The sequence below is a fragment of the Paenibacillus sp. 2KB_20 genome, assembly GCF_052115765.1.
In the GTDB taxonomy this organism is placed as follows: Bacteria; Bacillota; Bacilli; order Paenibacillales; family Paenibacillaceae; genus Paenibacillus_AQ.
Window position 1 is genome coordinate 152,443 of the sequence record NZ_JBFRHH010000008.1, and the last position, 17,188, is coordinate 169,630.

A 17,188-nucleotide genomic window follows, 5' to 3' on the forward strand; every position below is an offset into this window, starting at 1 on the left:
AAATAGAAAAAATAAATCAGGCTGAAACCTGTTTCTTGGGTCATCTGAAGATCGATGTCGGATGATTTATGATATGATAAATTGTACATGGTAACCAGCATGGATAGAACGGATGGGGGTAAAGCAGTATGTCTACACCAACAGGATTTATGGAATATCAGCGCCAGCTTCCGGCAGATCGGAGCCCGGCAGAACGAGTTAAAGACTGGGAAGAGTTTCATAAACATTTAGAAGAAGAAGAGCTCCAGACCCAGGGAGCACGCTGCATGGACTGCGGTACGCCATACTGCCATACAGGGATCGATCTGCTCGGCGGCACTTCGGGTTGCCCGATTCACAATCTGATTCCGGAATGGAATAATCTTGTTTATCGGGGATTATGGAGAGAAGCTTTAGAGCGTCTCCATAAAACAAACAACTTCCCTGAGTTTACCGGACGCGTATGTCCTGCCCCTTGTGAGGGTTCCTGCACCGTCGGTTTGATCGGGGAGCCGGTCACGATTAAATCCATCGAGCAAGCGATCATCGATAAGGGCTTTGAGGAAGGGTGGGTCGTTCCCGAGCCGCCGGCAAAGCGCACGGGACGTCGCGTAGCCGTTGTCGGTTCTGGTCCGGCAGGGCTGGCTGCTGCTGCTCAACTGAACAAAGCAGGACATTCCGTAACCGTCTTTGAACGTGCCGACCGCATCGGCGGCCTGTTGACATACGGAATCCCATCCATGAAGCTGGACAAGGGGATTGTTCAGCGCCGTGTCGATCTGCTCGCGGCTGAAGGCGTTGAATTCGTTGTCAACACGGAGATCGGCAAGGATATTCCCGCTAAGCAGCTGATGGAAGACTACGATGCCGTCGTACTGTGCGGCGGTGCAACAAAGCCGCGCGAATTCAACATTGAGGGCAGTGATCTCAAGGGCATTCATTACGCGATGGATTATCTGAACGGAACCATCAAGAGCCTGCTGGATTCCGGTCTTGAAGACGGCAATTACTTGTCGGCAAAAGACAAGGACGTTATCGTCATTGGCGGCGGCGATACCGGCTCCGACTGCGTCGCGACAGCGCTTCGTCACGGCTGCACCAGCGTCACTCAGTTCGGTACGCATAAGCAGGCTCCGCTGCAGCGTGATCCGATTGCGAACCCTTGGCCACAGTTTCCGAACGTGTATACGCTTGATTACGCACACGAGGAAGCCAAAGCGCTGTTTGGCAACGATCCACGCGAATTCTCCATTATGACTACGAAATTTGTCGGAGATGAAGAGGGCAATCTGAAAGAACTTCATACCGTTCAAATCGAGCGTATTGTAGATGAAACCGGTCGTAAAGTGTATCAACCGATTCCGGGCACAGAAAAGGCATTTCCTGCTCAAATGGCGTTCATCGCCATCGGTTTTGACGGGCCGGAGCATACGCTGGTCGAGCAGCTTGGGCTTGAAACGGATCGCCGTTCCAATGTGAAAGCACCGTATGGCAAATATACGACCAATGTGGATAAAGTATTTGCCGCCGGAGATATGCGTCGCGGTCAAAGCCTCGTGGTATGGGCCATCAACGAAGGACGCGAGGTGGCACGCGAGGTAGACAAATATTTGATGGGTGCGACCGTACTGGTTTAATCCTTCTCCTAAATATGCTATCATACTAATAGTAGTTAAAAGGACTTCGCGAGAGCGAAGTCCTTTTTGGAGTTAGCCACCGCGCCATGGTGACTCATCGGGGAGGAGAATGTCATTTGAAAACGTTGGTCATTGCCGAAAAGCCGGATATGGGACGGAACATCGCTGCGGTCATCGAGCCGAGGGCCAAGAATAACCGTACATATCTTGAAGGTGAGCAATATATCATAACTTGGGCTATCGGACATCTGGTTGGGCTAGCGGAGCCGGATGCATATGATCCGAAATACAAACGCTGGAATTTACGGGACCTGCCTATCATTCCGGAGCAATTCAAAATCATCCCGAATCCGAAAACCAAAGATCAGCTGAAGGTCATTGGAGAGGTCGCCAAACGCTGCAGCCATATCGTAAATGCATGTGATGCGGGACGAGAAGGACAATATATTTTCGCTCTTATCCAACAGCAATTAAAATTGAAACAGCCTGTAAAAAGACTATGGATTTCGGATTTAACGGCGGAAAGCATTGCCCGTGGCTTCGCGGAACTGAAGGATGGGGTTGAATTCGAGAATTTAACGCAAGCTGCGCGCGCACGCAGTGAAGCTGATTGGTTGATCGGTATGAATGCCTCGCGTGCCTTTACGACCCGTCATCAGACATTACTGTCGGTTGGGCGGGTCCAGACGCCGGTTCTGGCTCTGATCTATGACCGGCAGAAGGAAATCGAAGCCTTCGAATCGCAAACGTTTTATGACGTGAAGGCCGTGTTCAAACAAGAGCAGTTGGAGTATACCGGAACATGGCAGGGAGAGCGGCTGACCTCGCAAGAGAAAGCAGAGACGATCGCATCCAAGGTCAATGGGAAGAATGGGGTCATCACTAAATATGAAGTCAAAGAAACGAAAGAATATCCGTTCAAATTGTATGATTTGACCCTGCTTCAGCGTGAAGCCAATGCCAAATACGGATATTCTGCCAAAAAAACGCTAGATCTTGCGCAAGCGTTGTATGAGCGTCACAAGGTGATTTCATATCCGCGTACCAACTCCAATTATGTGAATGAACAGAACATCGAGGGCATGCACAAGGCACTTCATATGTTGAAATCGACCTCCTATGCATCGATGGCTGAAGGAGCGGATCCTAGCCGGGTGCACATAAATAATAAAGCGGTTTGCAATCCGCAGCGGGTTGAGGATCACCATGCCATCTTGCCGACGTTAAAGCGTCCGGGCACACTCAGCAAGGAAGAGCAGCATATTTACGATCTGGTCATCCTCCGGTTTCTGTCCCATTTCTACCCGCCGGCGATGTATAAGCAGCATACGGTGCTCACCGAGGTCGAGGGCGAAACGTTTAAGACGGGAATCAAGGAATTGCTGTCGCTAGGCTGGAAAGTGCTGATTGCCCAGGACAAAGAGCAGAAGAAAGCCAAGTCTTCCAAGAAGGGGAAAGAGGACGAGGAAGAAGAAACTCAGGAATGGAACGACCGTTCCTTCGATCTGTCTCCCGATGAGCCGGTACACTGCAAAAAATCCGAAGTGAAAGAAAAGGCAACCCAGCCGCCAAAGAGTTATACGGAAGGTACCTTGCTGAAGGCGATGGAGAGTGCCGGAAAATCCATTGAGGATGAAGCGCTTCGGGATGCGATGAAAGACAGCGGTCTGGGAACGCCGGCAACCCGGGCAGCGACCATTGAACGCTTGAAGAAGGTCGGATATATTACGATGCAGGGCAAAAGAATCACCGTTACCCAAAAGGGAAGGACGGCGGTGGAGTTGATCCGGCATGCTGGCGTAGAATTACTCGCTTCGCCTGAGATGACTGGCCAATGGGAACGGCGTCTTCACCAAATATCCAAGGGCGAGGCTTCGGCTGACGTGTTCATGCAAAACGTGCAGAAGTTTACCATTTCGATCATCAATAAGGTATCCTCGCAGCGTCAGGCCCCTTCGTCATTATTCGGCGGGGACGAGGACAAGTCCAAAGGCAGAGGGAAGCGAAGCACGGGGAAAGTTGCCGCAGCCCCACGCGACAAGGAAGAACGTACGGCTAAGCGCACTCCGAAGTCGGATGCCTCCACTTCAAGTGAAGCACCGTCCGTACGCTCTTCATTAGGCCGATGCCCTAGACCCGGATGTGAAGGGCATATTATTGAAGGACGCAAAGGCTATGGCTGCGCAAATTTCAAAACCGGCTGCAACTATGTCATCTGGAAGGAATTTGCCGGTAAACAAGTTTCGCATGCGATGCTGAAATCCTTGCTGCTTCAAGGAAAGACCCAGCTATTATCCTTTAAAAACGAGGACGGCAGCACGTATAAAGGCAGGATTGTCCTAGCTGCTGAAGGGAACGGAAAGCTTGCCGTTCAGGCAGAGGACTCGAATGAAGCCGTGAAATCGTGAGGCGACACCGTTAAATAAAAAAACCGAGCCAACCAGGGATACCCTCCTTGATCGGCTCGGTCTGTTTTGATTAATCTAAGTGATCTTCTATGACCTCGGGCACTTCGGTCAGCGCCGAAACGGTATACAACACATTATGCGGCTCTTGCTTCAACTCGACCAGATTATATTGCCATTCGCGCTGCTGCTTGATATAGATGCTGTTGATGCCGGCCGTCAGCGCCGGAACGACATCCGTGCGAAGCGAGTTGCCGATCATCCATGTATCGGAGCGGGAGAATGTCCCCAACGTGAGGATTTCTTCCAATGCCGTAATATTTTTATGCTGGCGAATGTAGATTCGGTCATTGAAGTAATCGGCGAGCTTCATCTGTTTGATTTTCCGCTTCTGAATTTTAGTCTCGCCTCCTGTGTAGAGGTGGAGGCAGTGTCCATCTTCCTGAAGCTTCTCGAGCGTCTCGACCATGCCGGGGTAGGCTTCGATTTCCTGCTCATATACACTGAGCCCTAACTCGTAGAGAAGCTCTTCTTCCTTGCGCGAGCTTTCTCTTCCATGAATGCGGCCGAAATAATGGTACGTATCAATTAGGGATTGCGGGAAGTTCGCACTTGCAAATCCCAGCTTATCTACGCCGGCTACGTCGATTTCCATCTGCTTGGCCCGGACTTCTTCAGTAGTCAAGCCAACATGTTGAAACCATTCGGTCATACACTCGAAGTAATCGCCGAGGATCAGATTGAAGTATTTGTTGCAATGTATTAATGTGTCATCCATGTCGAAGATAATATGTTGCGATGTTTTACTCATGGTATACTCCTTCTTGCTATGAAAGTCGAATGTAAGTTTCCAGAAACATTTGAAGCTCGGCAGCCCCATCCGGCCGCAGACTGAATCTTTCATTATTCTCGGACTTCAGATGGGAGCGCAGCAAGCCTGCTGCTCTCAATATCATCAAGTGGTGCATCAATTCCTCATAGGGCTGACCCAGCTCGGACGCCATTTCGGACACGGCCTTCGGCTCATCTGCAATATAACGCAGGAGACGCAGGCGTTTCGGGTCGGCGAGAGCCTCGGTCATGCGGAGGAGAACGACGGGCGGCTCATCTTCCTCTTCTTCCGGGATATCGATAGGATACTGGAGCAGGAGTACGTTCTCATAGAAGCAATAGGTATTGATCGGCCGGAAATGCGTGCCCGGGAACAAAACGACGTTTTCTTGAGGCACATCGTCCAATATAACCCCGCTTGAGGCATATTCGATCAAATTTTCGTCATCCATTTTCGGAAGGAGCATTCGTTTCTCTTCGGCATCGTCTTCCAGGAGCTGATATAGGTCAGGCTCCACTTCCGAGAAGTAGTGCTCATGCCACAGCTTCATCAGCGGTGTGTAGTTTTCTCGAATTCTAGATGTTTCATCCCGCGAGAGGGAGGGCAAGTGAGGCTGAAGCAGGTCATGCAGCTCTTCAACGGCGGAAGTTTCAATCCAATTCAGAAAATCCGGGATTTCAAGGTGTTCTCCCCGAAGCATGATTAAGGCGTATAACACATCATAATCCGCGAGCGGCCATGATCGGGCTCGGCTGAACTGGACGCGAACAGGCTGAGGTAAACGCTCGTCCATCTCTGTTATCAGCTGTTTTCCGATATCCAGGTTATCGGTCCATTTCCTTGTTGCATATATCATGAAGCTGCCCAGCAGCTCGTAGACCATAGATACATCGATGCTAACTTTATATTTCATTAACGGATACCCTCCCAATTGATGGCATTGTTATTATTATGGCTTGTATGGATTGGGCTTGTCCACTATAATGTTCATCTGACTGTTTAAATTCATCGTTTTTTCACATTAGAGGAGGACTATATTTCAGTGACAGAAGCTGTAACCCCCCGTCAGGGGAGAACTCATTATTTCATTTTAATTGCCGTCGTCGTTGCGGCTGGTTTAAGCCAGGGACTGTTATTGCCGGTGCTGGCTATATTTTTGGAACGGATGGGCATTTCATCCTCCATGAACGGATTGAACGCGGCTGCCTTATATGTAGGCTCATTTGCCATGACACTTGTTGCGGAAAGACTTCTCGGCTGGGTCGGTTTCAAAAAACTGATCATTTCGGGACTGGTGCTCGTGATGCTGTCGCTGGTTGCTTTTCCGTTGATTCCAAGCGTGGCCGTCTGGTTTGTACTGCGCGTGCTCGTCGGTATAGGCGATAGCGCACTTCATTATGCCGCCCAGCTATGGGTGCTGATGATGTCAACGGTTAAGAACCGGGGGCGAAGCATATCCTTTTATGGCATGTCCTACGGCTTAGGATTCAGCATAGGGCCGCTGGGCATTCCGCTGCTGAAGTATGGCGAGGCGGTACCATTTATAATTCTGGCCGTGCTGTTCTTGTTCATTCTGTTGGTCGTGCTCTTCAAACTTCCGAACTTGAAGCCGGAAAAAAGCGAGAATGGGGATCAGCAGCCAGCTGGACGCTATCTCAAAAGCTACCGCCTGGCCTGGTTTGCGTTGATTCCCGCGTTTCTCTACGGCTATATGGAAGCAGGAATTAACAGCAACTTCCCGGTCTACGGGTTAAGAAGCGGATTTACATTGGGCGAAATTTCGGCGTTGCTTCCTTTTGTCGGCATCGGCGGTCTGGTGCTGCAGCTTCCCCTCGGCATGTGGAGTGATAAATTCGGACGCAAACGGGTGCTGACGATCGCCGGTATTGTGGGCGGATGCTGTTTCTTGCTCATTCCTGCAGCAGGAACGAATTTCTGGGCAACCTTAGTATTATTAACGCTGGCTGGTGGCCTGGTTGGTTCTTTCTTCTCCCTAGGTTTGGCTTATGCGGCGGATATCCTTCCCAGAGTGCTGCTGCCGGCGGCCAACGTCGTGGCTTCCTTCCATTTTAATGCGGGCAGCATAGCAGGTCCGAATGCCGGGGGCGCCATCATGGAAACGGGGTGGAACGGAGGGATCTTCGTACTGCTTGGTGGATTGTATATTCTGTTTGCCTGTACGGGATTATGGTTTAAAGTCAAAACCACATCAACACAAGAATAGGAACATGCGTTCTCATGGCAATTGCTTTCGCTTTCTTCTAAACTAGAGAGTAGGAATATGCACTTGACGGGAGAGACGATAACATGATTAAAGTGGATCGGCTGAAGAAAACGATGGGTCCTGAACGCACACCGGTGTTAAAGGATATCACTTTTCAGATGGAGCACGGGGAAATGATCGGTCTGATCGGTGCTAGCGGAAGCGGGAAAAGCTTGTTAATGAGCTGTCTATCCATGCAGCAAAAATGGGACGGCGGCAAATTAACGATTGATGGCGAAGATATGATGAATCCTGCGGGAAAACGGAGAATTCGCCGGGAATGGGCTTATCTTGAGCAGAACCCGTCCTTGAATGTTAATCGAACGGCACTTAAGAATGTATTGATCGGACAATCCAGCCAAACACCGCTGTGGCGGATGGTAACCGGGATGGTCCGGTCTGATGATTATATGGGAGCTATGGACACGATCGAGCACCTTGGGTTGTTGGACAAGGCCAAACGAAAAGCCGGCGAGTTAAGCGGCGGCGAGAAGCAGCGGATTGCTATTGCCCGTGCACTTGTTCATGGTGCCAAGGTGATTTTGGCGGACGAGCCGGTCACGGGACTCGATCCGGCCTCGGCTGAGCACGTATTGAAGACACTTAAAACCTTGTGCGAGGAAGAACGTTTAACCGTATTTACCGTTATATCCTTGGAGCTGGCTGAGAAGTATTGCACCCGGATCATGGGACTATCCGGCGGAGAGCTGGCTGTGGATGTGACGGGAAGACGTTTAACCCATGGCGAGAAGTCAAGACTGTAATTATCGATCACCAAAGACGCCAGGTGAATGTATAGAAATGAGTTGATACTTATTGAAATATAGAGTGATGCAAGCCCTCTTGGCAGGCTTGTTACTATGGATCATAAGCGGCTGCACCTTTATTCAGGACCCGGTCTCTTTAATGAAGAAACCGGATTTGCCGACGGATAAAGCGACGCTGAATGGCGCCATCCAATCTGCGCTTCTGAAGAATAAGCTGGATAATGCCGCCATTATCCGGCCGCGAAGTGACGTGGATAGCAGTTCCATCCGTATTCAGGACCTGGACAATGACGGAATTTTGGAAGCTGTCGTCTTCTATCAGACGCCGGACGATGAAGTGAAAATCCATGGCATGATCATGCAGCAGCAAGGCGACACATGGGTGAAGAATCTTGATTTCGACGGAGAAGGGACGGTATTGGAGTCGTTTGATTTCGTTGATTTTACGAATGACGGCAAGGTCGACATCGTAGCCGGCTTCTCACGCGGAGAAGAGAATCTTCAGAACCTGCTGGCCGTGTATTCATTCTCCGGGAATTCGCTCGAAAAAATACCGGCTTTGCCATACACACACTTTAATATCGGAGATATGAACGGGGATAAGATCAACGATATTACGGTTGTCTATCTTCAACAGAAAGAGCTCTCGTATATCAGCACCTATCAATACGATAAATACGAGGACGCCTTTGTCGAGCTGAACAAGCTGGATCTGGGACCGAATATCGAAAGTTATTACAATGTTGTCGCAGGTAAAGTGGCCAAGGACAAAGAAGGTATCATCTTGGACGCTTCGGTTGTATCCAACTCTTCTTATTCCAAACTCATCATTATGGAGGATAACCAGTTTATTGACGTCCTTCAGGATGAATTGCTTACCTACAAGGAACTGCCTGTAGAGAGCGAAGATGTGAATGATGACGGTATTTTAGAGTTTGGTGTTCTTACGAGACCGAGCGGCTGGGAGGATCGGCTTATTCTGGAAGAGATCCCGTTCTTCACCACGTACTTCCAGTGGGACGGAGTGGTACGGGAGAACAACGAAAAAGAAGGGCTTCAATTCGTGCTCCAAAGGTACTACGATATGAACAATCGATTCTATCTGGACTTTCCGCCAGACATGTATAATAAGATTACCATCACGCCGGAATCCAACAAAAATGCTTATTTGAATTTTGTGACGACCGACACGGGAGAGTCCGTTGCCGAGATTAAATTCTTTTCAAAGGCCCAGTGGGGAAAAGCTGAATCCGATTGGGAGATTCTGGTGAAGGAGAAAAACCGCGTAATTGCTTATCGCAGTCATGGCGATCTGAAATTGAGTAAAAAAGATAAAAAGCCAAACAGCAATAATGTGGCTCCTATCGAAAGAAAGGGGAACTAGACCTTGAGTAAAGTGCTCATATTAGAAGATGAAGAATCTATCCGCAGTTTTATCGTAATTAATCTGAAACGAAACGGCTTTGACGTCCTGGAGACTGGGGATGGCAACGAAGCCCTTCGTTTGCTGCAAACGACGCCAGATATCGATATCGCCTTGCTTGATGTCATGGTACCAGGGATTGACGGATTTGAAGTTTGCCGCAGAATTCGGGAAACGAACGAGCGGATCGGTATTATTTTCCTGACGGCAAAAGTTCAGGAGCAGGATAAAGTGTATGCCCTCTCCGTTGGTGCCGATGACCACGTAAGCAAACCGTTCAGTCCGACGGAGTTAATCGCCAGGCTGCAATCTTTACTGCGGAGGGTGAATGTCCAGCGTGCGGGAACCGCCAAGGTATCGTTTCAATCAGGTCCCTTTACGCTGGATCTGATCTCCAAGCAGTTTAAGAAGAACGGGCAGCCGGTGGAGCTGACGCCAACAGAATTTTCGCTGGTGCAGTTTTTCCTGGAGAAAGAAAACACGCCGCTTAGTCGTGATGTGCTGCTCGATCATGTATGGGGCAAAGAATATATGGGTGACCCCAAAATCGTGGACGTGAACATTCGGAGACTACGCCAAAAAATCGAAGGCAATCCTTCCGAGCCGGAATACCTCCAGACGGTATGGGGACACGGCTATAAATGGAAGGGTCAGGGACAATGATCATCAAAAAAGGCATTCGGCGGCAAATCGTGCTGCACTACTTCCTGGTAGTGTTCATCGCCTTGCTGCTGATTGAGGTTATATTTCTAATCGCTTTACGATCGTATTATTACGATACGGTATACAATCATATTTTGAATCACATTAATACCGCCAACGCCTTTTATCAGCCCTTCCGATTAACCTCGACGGAGAACGCTAACCAGTTGAGCGAGATGGTTCGCCATTTTGAATTGTATACAACGGAGCTTCAAATTTTGAATCCGGGTGGTCAAGTTCTCTCCACATCCACCGGTTTCGAAATAGAGCAGACCATCAAGACCAGTGATGTCACCCAAGCGCTTGCAGGCAATACGGGCCGTTGGATTGGTAAGCAGCAAGGTACGGGGCAGATCGTAATGGCTGTATCTCAAACCGTTTCGAACGGATTTGAGAAAACGTACATTCTTCGCTATGTGACTTCGCTTGAGTTCATTAACGACAAGCTGATGAAAATCACGCTGTTTGCCGTCAGCATCGGTGGGGCCGTGCTAGCGCTCGTGCTTGCCTTCAGCATCGGGCTGGCCAACTCCATCGTAAAGCCGCTCAACAACATTACCACGGTATCTGCGCAGATGGCCAAGGGCAGGTTTAACGTGAGAATCAAAGGCGATTATAAATACGAGCTTGGTGAGCTGTCGTCAACCCTGAACTACATGGCGCAGGAGATTGTACGAAGCAATCAGGTAAAGGATGATTTTGTTTCATCCATTTCGCATGAGCTGCGGACTCCGCTCACAAGCATTAAGGGCTGGAGTGAAACGCTCGACTCCGGTGGCTATGATCCGGAAGAAACGAAGATCGGGATGCAGATTATTTCTAAGGAAACCGATCGTTTGATCGGTCTTGTTGAAGAGTTGCTCGACTTCTCCAAGCTCCAGCAGAATGAGATGAAGCTTGTGAAGGGTATCGTGAATTTACGGGAGCTTCTGCAAGAGATTATGCTCAATCTGTGGACCAAGGCCGAGAAGAAGGGCGTCCAAATCAAACTGGAGACCGATGAAAAGCCGATTATTTATGGGGATGCCAACCGCTTGAAGCAGGTGTTTCTGAACATTGTGGATAATGCGATTAAATTCTCGCATGAGAACGGCGTGATCAACCTGTCCTTCGCTATGGAAGACAAGTTTGTGATCGTAACCGTGGAAGATCACGGTATTGGCATATCGGACGAACATCTGCGGCGGGTAAAGGATCGATTCTTCCAGGTTAATCCGCTTAATGGGGGAACGGGACTGGGCCTTGCGATTACGCAGCAGCTCATTGAGCTCCATGGGGGCACGATGGAGATGGAAAGCGAACTCGGGCACGGAACATCCGTTATCGTCAAGCTGCCGCTGCCTGAAGGGAAAATACCGATGGCCGGCGGATTAGAGAACGGTGAGGATGACGTAACCGGACCGACCGTATAAGCTTTGCCGGGTTACCGGCAAAGCTTTTCTCAAGAGTACAGAATTGTTAAGTTTTCAGCGAAGCGTACTGTATTCGCAATTATATGTTGTGGGGCAGTGTTTTGGGGTCCCCGCAAAGTATTCGGATTAAGCATCGAGGTGTAGGCTCCACTTTGTGGGGCTGATGTGTAAGGGGGAGTGCGGAATTGGGACACACAGCAGCAACGTTTTCTACTGAGCAAGGTCTGTTTGAATTAAAAGTGGCTGAGGCAGAACAGGCAGGAGTGATGCTGTCGCTTCTCAAGGAAGCGGCAGAGGTGATGGAACAGCAAGGGCGCAAGCAGTGGAGTCCTTCTATCTTCTCCTTCGATTTGATGGAGCAGTACCTGGCGGAGCGTGAGGTGTTTATCCTCTGGCATAAAGATGTCGCCGTCGGCATGTTCACGTTACAGTATGGAGATCCAGCTTATTGGGGAGAGCGGGATGATCCGGCATATGGTTATCTGCATCGGCTGACCGTACGTGCCTCCTATCGGGGACTGGAGCTTGGAACCAAGATGATTTCCTTTGCGGAATCGTATTTGTTATCCATGGGTAAGCAGGGTTTCAGACTGGATTGCGTAACTCATCTGCCAACGCTGAATCAATTTTATCAGCGCCAAGGATTTCAGTTCGTGGCTGAGCAGGATATGGGTGGTCGTGTCGTGAATTTATATGAGAAGAGATTTATTTCATAATTTTACAGTTTTATAAAACCTAAGTCGCATGCGCTTGAAACACAGTCAGCAGGGCACGATACATGAGAAAAAGCGATCCGTGACGGATCGCTTTTTTGTATAAGAAATTAATCTCAGAGCTAATATGTTGTTGAAGAACTCGTTTAGGATGAAGAGACATTAGCCCGCAAGCGTCCTTTTTCGTATACATCCTGAAGCAGTCGGGACGGCTGGGTACGAATGGTTGGCTTCGGAAGTACGGTCTCATAAGGTCCAACAACCACTACGTTGCCGGGAGTTCCTTTTACAATCGCTCCATCCTTGATGATTGCTCCCTCACCGATAATGGCATGCTCGATATGAGCGCCCTTGCCGATTTTGACATTCGGCATGACCACACTGTCTTTAACGATGGAGTATTTGCCGATCTCCGCACCGCAGAATATAACGGAGCTCTTGGCTTTTCCTTCGAAGGTGCATTGGTCATGAATCAAGCAGTCGGTGTGTTCCGTATTCCGGTTCCGCGCTGCCGAAAGTTTGGTCTTCCATGCACGGGTATACATGGGCCAATCGGATCTTTCCAGAACAAGCTCGTTTTGGCTAAGCACATCCATATGGGCTTCCCAGAGGCTTTCTACAGTACCCACATCGCGCCAGTAGCCCTGGAAGCGATATGCAAGCAGCGACTCTTCTCCGGACAGCATCTTAGGGATGACATCCTTCCCGAAGTCATGGCTGGAGTTGGGATCAGCCGCATCCTCAATGAGGTGCCGCTTCAGATAGTCCCAACGGAACAAATATATGCCCATCGAGGCAAGGTTGCTTTGCGGTTCTGCCGGTTTTTCGGCAAATTCAATGATATTGAGATTGTCGTCAACGCACATGACGCCAAACCGGCTGGCGTCTTCCCAAGGCACTTCCATCACGGAGATCGTGGCAGGTGCCTCCTGCTGTATGTGGGCTTCAAGCATTTCGCGGTAATCCATTTGATAAATATGGTCCCCCGATAGAATAAGGACATGTTCGGGATTTTGATCATCGATGTATGGAATGTTTTTATAAATGGCGTCTGCTGTACCCAAGTATCCATCTTGGTGTGTGCTGTTGGATGGAAGCAGAGCGATGCCTTCACGTCCTGTATGTGTTAGTCCCCAGGGTTCACCTTCACCGATATGTTCGTGTAATGATTCTGCCTCATATTGCGTTAGGACTCCAACCGTATCGATTCCGGAGTTCACACAATTGCTGAGAGGAAAATCGATTATACGATAATGTCCGCCAAATGGAACGGCGGGTTTTGCCAGCTTGGACGTAAGGGGAGCTAATCGTTTACCCTCTCCACCGGCCAGAAGCATAGCAATGCAGTCTTTTCTCTTCATCACGTTTCCCTCCCAATGTATTTTCACGTTGTACATTACATAAACGACATTCCCGGGGTTTGAAACGATTATATTGAAAAAGTGAAATGAAAATTACAAAATTATTTTTCAGGGACATTTTTTATTTTCAACATGGTTAGAATGGGGTAATAGCACTAATAATATTTGGATTTATAAAGAAAAAGCGGGTGACGATGATTGAACCAAGCAGTTAGGGAAGGAAATATGACTCCGGAACAATTGTATTTATTTCATGAAGGAACCTGGTTTCACAGTTACCAATCCATGGGTGCACACCGTGCTACGGAAGATGGAGTTGAAGGCGTGCGTTTTACGGTTTGGGCTCCGAATGCAAGGCAGGTGGGTCTTGCCGGAGACTGGAACGGCTGGGACGGTTCCCAGGACACGTTATATAGGATACCCGATTCGGGAATTTGGAGTCGGTTTTTCCCTGGGATGAAGACTGGAACTTTTTACAAATATCATATCACCGGACCGTATGGTGAAACGTTCTTGAAGGCGGATCCGTACGCGTTTCACGCCGAAGTTCGACCTGCAACCGCATCGATTGTGACCGATCTTTCTGGATATCATTGGAACGACGGAACATGGAGAAGAAAGAACAGATCCCCCTACACCAAGCCGATGAACATATATGAGATGCACGTTGGAACCTGGCGGCAAAAAGAGGACGGTTCGTTCTATACATATCGCGAACTGGCGGACCAGCTGATCCCCTACTTGCTGGAGATGAGTTATACCCACGTGGAATTCATGCCCTTGGCTGAGCATCCGTACGACCTTTCATGGGGGTATCAGGGAACCGGATTCTTTGCGCTGACCAGCAGATACGGAAGTCCCCATGATTTCATGTACCTTGTTGATCAGCTGCATCAAGCTGGTATCGGCGTGCTGCTCGACTGGGTGCCCGCACATTTTGCCAAGGATGCCCACGGGCTTCGACTGTTTGACGGGGCGCCTCTTTATGAGTACGCAGATTCGCAAAAAGCAGAGAAACCGGGCTGGGGAACACTGTCTTTCGATTATGCCAAGCCTGAGGTGATTTCATTCCTCATCTCCAATGCCTTATTTTGGATGGATATGTATCATATTGATGGTCTTCGTGTGGACGCTGTGACAAGCATGATCCGGCTCGATTTTGAGAAGCGCGAAGGTCAGTATAAACCTAATGAACATGGTGGCTTGGAAAATCTCGAAGCGATATCCTTTCTGCAGGAATTGAATAAAGCTGTGTTTCGATATTACCCGAATGCCTTGATGATGGCCGAGGAATCCAGCGCATGGGCAGGAGTTACCGCACCTGTGCACGAAGGGGGCCTTGGGTTCAATTACAAGTGGAACATGGGCTGGATGAATGACACGCTGTCCTATGTGGAGCAAGAATTCGATCAGCGGCCTACCCATCATAATTTACTAACATTTCCCATTTGTTATGCCTATTCAGAAAATTTTACATTACCGCTGTCACATGATGAAGTTGTCCACGGGAAGAAATCACTGCTTAATAAAATGCCGGGGAGCTATGAACAAAAGTTTGCAGGACTCCGCATTTTGCTTGGATATCAGATCACCCAGCCTGGCAAGAAGCTGCTGTTTATGGGGGGAGAGTTCGGCCAATTCATTGAATGGAAGGATCAGGAGCAGCTGGATTGGCTGCTGCTTGATTACGAAAGCCACCGGAAGCAGTTGGCTTATACGGCAGCGTTAAACCGCATGTATGTGGAGGAGAAGGCGCTATGGGAGCAGGATCACAGGTGGGAAGGCTTTGAGTGGCTTAGCGCTGATGATCATGAGCAGAGTGTCTTATCGTACATGAGAATGGGCACAAAACCTAGCGATACACTAATCATCGTCATTAATTTTCAGCCCTGGGCATATGACCAATATCGGATCGGCTTACCGAGAGCGGGACAGTACGTGGAAATATTGAATTCCGATCATACCGATTATGGCGGCTCCGGACTGGTTAACAACGAAGACTTAAAAGCAGAGAAGAAGGCCTGGCATGGTCAAACCCACAGCCTGGAGATTAAGCTGCCTCCACTAGGCATGGTGGTGTTAAAGAAAAAGCCGCGTTCCAGAAAGTTGCAGGCACAAGAGGACGTTTCACTGAAGGCATCAGTAGTAAAAGAGAAGACGGCACGGAAAACCAAACGAATCCAAAGGGGGAAGCAGGATTGAAATTGTTATTTGCAGCTTCAGAATGTGGACCATACATCAAGACAGGCGGATTGGCGGATGTGATCGCTGCTTTGCCGAAATCCCTTCGCGGCATGGGCGAGGATATTCGGGTGGTTCTGCCTAAATATCGCGGCATTCCTGACGACTACCGGGAGCGCATGGCGCAAGTCGGGGAAACCCGGGTACGGGTAGGCTGGCGCGAGCAGTATTGCGGCATCGAGTCCCTGGTTGAGGACGGAGTCACGATTTATTTTGTAGACAATGAATATTATTTTGGCCGCGAAGGTATTTACGGCTACATGGACGATGGCGAACGCTTTTCGTTCTTCAATCGCGCCGTTCTCGAGATCTTGCCGGTAATCGGTTTTCAGCCGGACGTGCTTCACTGCCACGATTGGCATACGGCGATGATTCCGCTGCTCCTTGAAGATGTCTACCGACATGATCCTTACTATGCGGGAATTCGAACCGTATTTACAATCCACAATTTGTTGTATCAAGGCGTATATCCGTACGAGGTGCTGGTCGATCTGCTCGGAATCCACAGCCGTCATTTTACAGCGGAGGGCGTAGAATATTACGGAAACGTGAATTTCATGAAAGCGGGAATCGTGTATGCAGATCATGTAACGACGGTTAGCCCGACTTATGCTTCGGAGATCCAGACCGGTTATTACGGATACGGACTCGACGGGCTTTTGTCAGCCCAAGGTTCGAGATTGAGCGGCATTGTGAATGGTATAGATACTAAGAGCTACAACCCGGCGACCGATCCGCACATCGCGATGAAGTACCGGAGCGGTCTGAGTAAGAAAACGCAGAACAAAATTGCCTTGCAAGAAGAGTTGAACCTTCCGGTAGCACCGCATATTCCGTTGATGTCGATGGTGACGCGGCTGGTCGATTCGAAGGGGCTCGATCTGCTCATCCGGATTCTGGATGAGCTGCTCTACTATGATGAGATTCAATTTGTCGTTCTGGGAACGGGTGATCCGTCTTATGAACATTGGTTCAAGGAAGCGGCGAATCGGTATCCCAATAAAATGTCGGCCCAGATTCGGTTCAATGAACCGTTATCGCGGCGCTTCTACGCTGGCAGCGATCTGTTCCTGATGCCTTCCAAATTTGAACCGTGCGGTATCAGCCAACTCATCGCCATGCGTTACGGCAGTGTGCCGATTGTCCGCGAAACAGGCGGACTGAATGATACGGTTCATGCATATAACGAGTATACGGGAGAAGGGAATGGATTCTCTTTCAAGGATTACAATGCCCATGATATGATGAACACGATCCGGCGCGCGACCTCGCTTTACCGCATGCCTGAGCACTGGCGTAAAGTGACTAAGAACGCATTGGGCGGGGATTATAGCTGGAACGTTTCGGCCAAGGAATATCAGGAGATATACCATCAAATCACCCAATCTCAGGCTTGAACCATAACAAGACACAGGGGTGTAAGGATAGCCAAATTATGCGCTGTCCTTGCACC

General features: G+C 49.3%; 13 protein-coding genes. 10 read left to right on the top strand and 3 right to left on the bottom strand.

The genetic code is table 11. From position 1 onward, the window contains the following. The first annotated feature begins 128 nt into the window (after positions 1 to 128). Positions 129 to 1,616: a glutamate synthase subunit beta gene (locus AB4124_RS22895; RefSeq protein WP_441974278.1), complete on the top strand. Its 1,488-nt coding sequence runs from the start codon at positions 129 to 131 to the stop codon at positions 1,614 to 1,616. A 116-nt stretch (positions 1,617 to 1,732) separates the two neighbouring features. Next, positions 1,733 to 4,024 carry a DNA topoisomerase 3 gene (locus tag AB4124_RS22900; RefSeq protein ID WP_430184768.1) on the top strand — a complete coding sequence of 764 codons (2,292 nt, stop codon included), beginning with the start codon at positions 1,733 to 1,735 and terminating at the stop codon, positions 4,022 to 4,024. A 70-nt stretch (positions 4,025 to 4,094) separates the two neighbouring features. Here the strand turns inward: AB4124_RS22900 and AB4124_RS22905 are convergent, their stop codons facing one another. Next, complete coding sequence (locus tag AB4124_RS22905; protein ID WP_076321181.1) at positions 4,095 to 4,832, bottom strand: HAD family hydrolase; 738 nt, start codon at positions 4,830 to 4,832, stop codon at positions 4,095 to 4,097. 16 nt (positions 4,833 to 4,848) lie between these two features. Next, positions 4,849 to 5,766: an ArsR/SmtB family transcription factor gene (locus AB4124_RS22910; protein WP_076321182.1), complete on the bottom strand. Its 918-nt coding sequence runs from the start codon at positions 5,764 to 5,766 to the stop codon at positions 4,849 to 4,851. Positions 5,767 to 5,895: 129 nt separating this feature from the next. Between AB4124_RS22910 and AB4124_RS22915 the strand changes: the two genes are divergently transcribed. From AB4124_RS22915 to AB4124_RS22940, 6 genes are all read left to right on the top strand, one after another. Then, entirely contained in the window at positions 5,896 to 7,077 is a 1,182-nt protein-coding gene (locus tag AB4124_RS22915; RefSeq protein WP_339272425.1) for an MFS transporter, read from the top strand. Positions 7,078 to 7,160: 83 nt separating this feature from the next. Further along, on the top strand, positions 7,161 to 7,880 hold the full coding sequence (locus AB4124_RS22920; protein ID WP_441974279.1) for a phosphonate ABC transporter ATP-binding protein: 720 nt from the start codon (positions 7,161 to 7,163) through the stop codon (positions 7,878 to 7,880). A gap of 52 nt (positions 7,881 to 7,932) precedes the next feature. Then, complete coding sequence (locus tag AB4124_RS22925) at positions 7,933 to 9,267, top strand: FG-GAP repeat domain-containing protein (RefSeq protein WP_256720407.1); 1,335 nt, start codon at positions 7,933 to 7,935, stop codon at positions 9,265 to 9,267. Between the two features lie 3 nt (positions 9,268 to 9,270). After that, entirely contained in the window at positions 9,271 to 9,969 is a 699-nt protein-coding gene (locus AB4124_RS22930) for a response regulator transcription factor (RefSeq protein ID WP_076321185.1), read from the top strand. After that, positions 9,966 to 11,420 (top strand): sensor histidine kinase, encoded by a 1,455-nt coding sequence (locus AB4124_RS22935; protein WP_441974280.1) that lies wholly within the window; start codon positions 9,966 to 9,968, stop codon positions 11,418 to 11,420. Before AB4124_RS22930 ends, AB4124_RS22935 begins: the two co-directional genes overlap by 4 nt. 185 nt (positions 11,421 to 11,605) lie before the next feature. Further along, positions 11,606 to 12,136: a GNAT family N-acetyltransferase gene (locus AB4124_RS22940; RefSeq protein ID WP_076321187.1), complete on the top strand. Its 531-nt coding sequence runs from the start codon at positions 11,606 to 11,608 to the stop codon at positions 12,134 to 12,136. Positions 12,137 to 12,279: 143 nt separating this feature from the next. Here the strand turns inward: AB4124_RS22940 and AB4124_RS22945 are convergent, their stop codons facing one another. Further along, positions 12,280 to 13,494 (bottom strand): glucose-1-phosphate adenylyltransferase, encoded by a 1,215-nt coding sequence (locus tag AB4124_RS22945; protein WP_441974281.1) that lies wholly within the window; start codon positions 13,492 to 13,494, stop codon positions 12,280 to 12,282. A 225-nt stretch (positions 13,495 to 13,719) separates the two neighbouring features. Between AB4124_RS22945 and glgB the strand changes: the two genes are divergently transcribed. Continuing rightward, positions 13,720 to 15,696 (top strand): 1,4-alpha-glucan branching protein GlgB, encoded by a 1,977-nt coding sequence (glgB, locus tag AB4124_RS22950; protein WP_441974282.1) that lies wholly within the window; start codon positions 13,720 to 13,722, stop codon positions 15,694 to 15,696. Continuing rightward, complete coding sequence (glgA, locus tag AB4124_RS22955) at positions 15,693 to 17,132, top strand: glycogen synthase GlgA (RefSeq protein WP_441974283.1); 1,440 nt, start codon at positions 15,693 to 15,695, stop codon at positions 17,130 to 17,132. The genes glgB and glgA overlap by 4 nt, the downstream gene beginning before the upstream one ends. Positions 17,133 to 17,188: the final 56 nt, after the last annotated feature.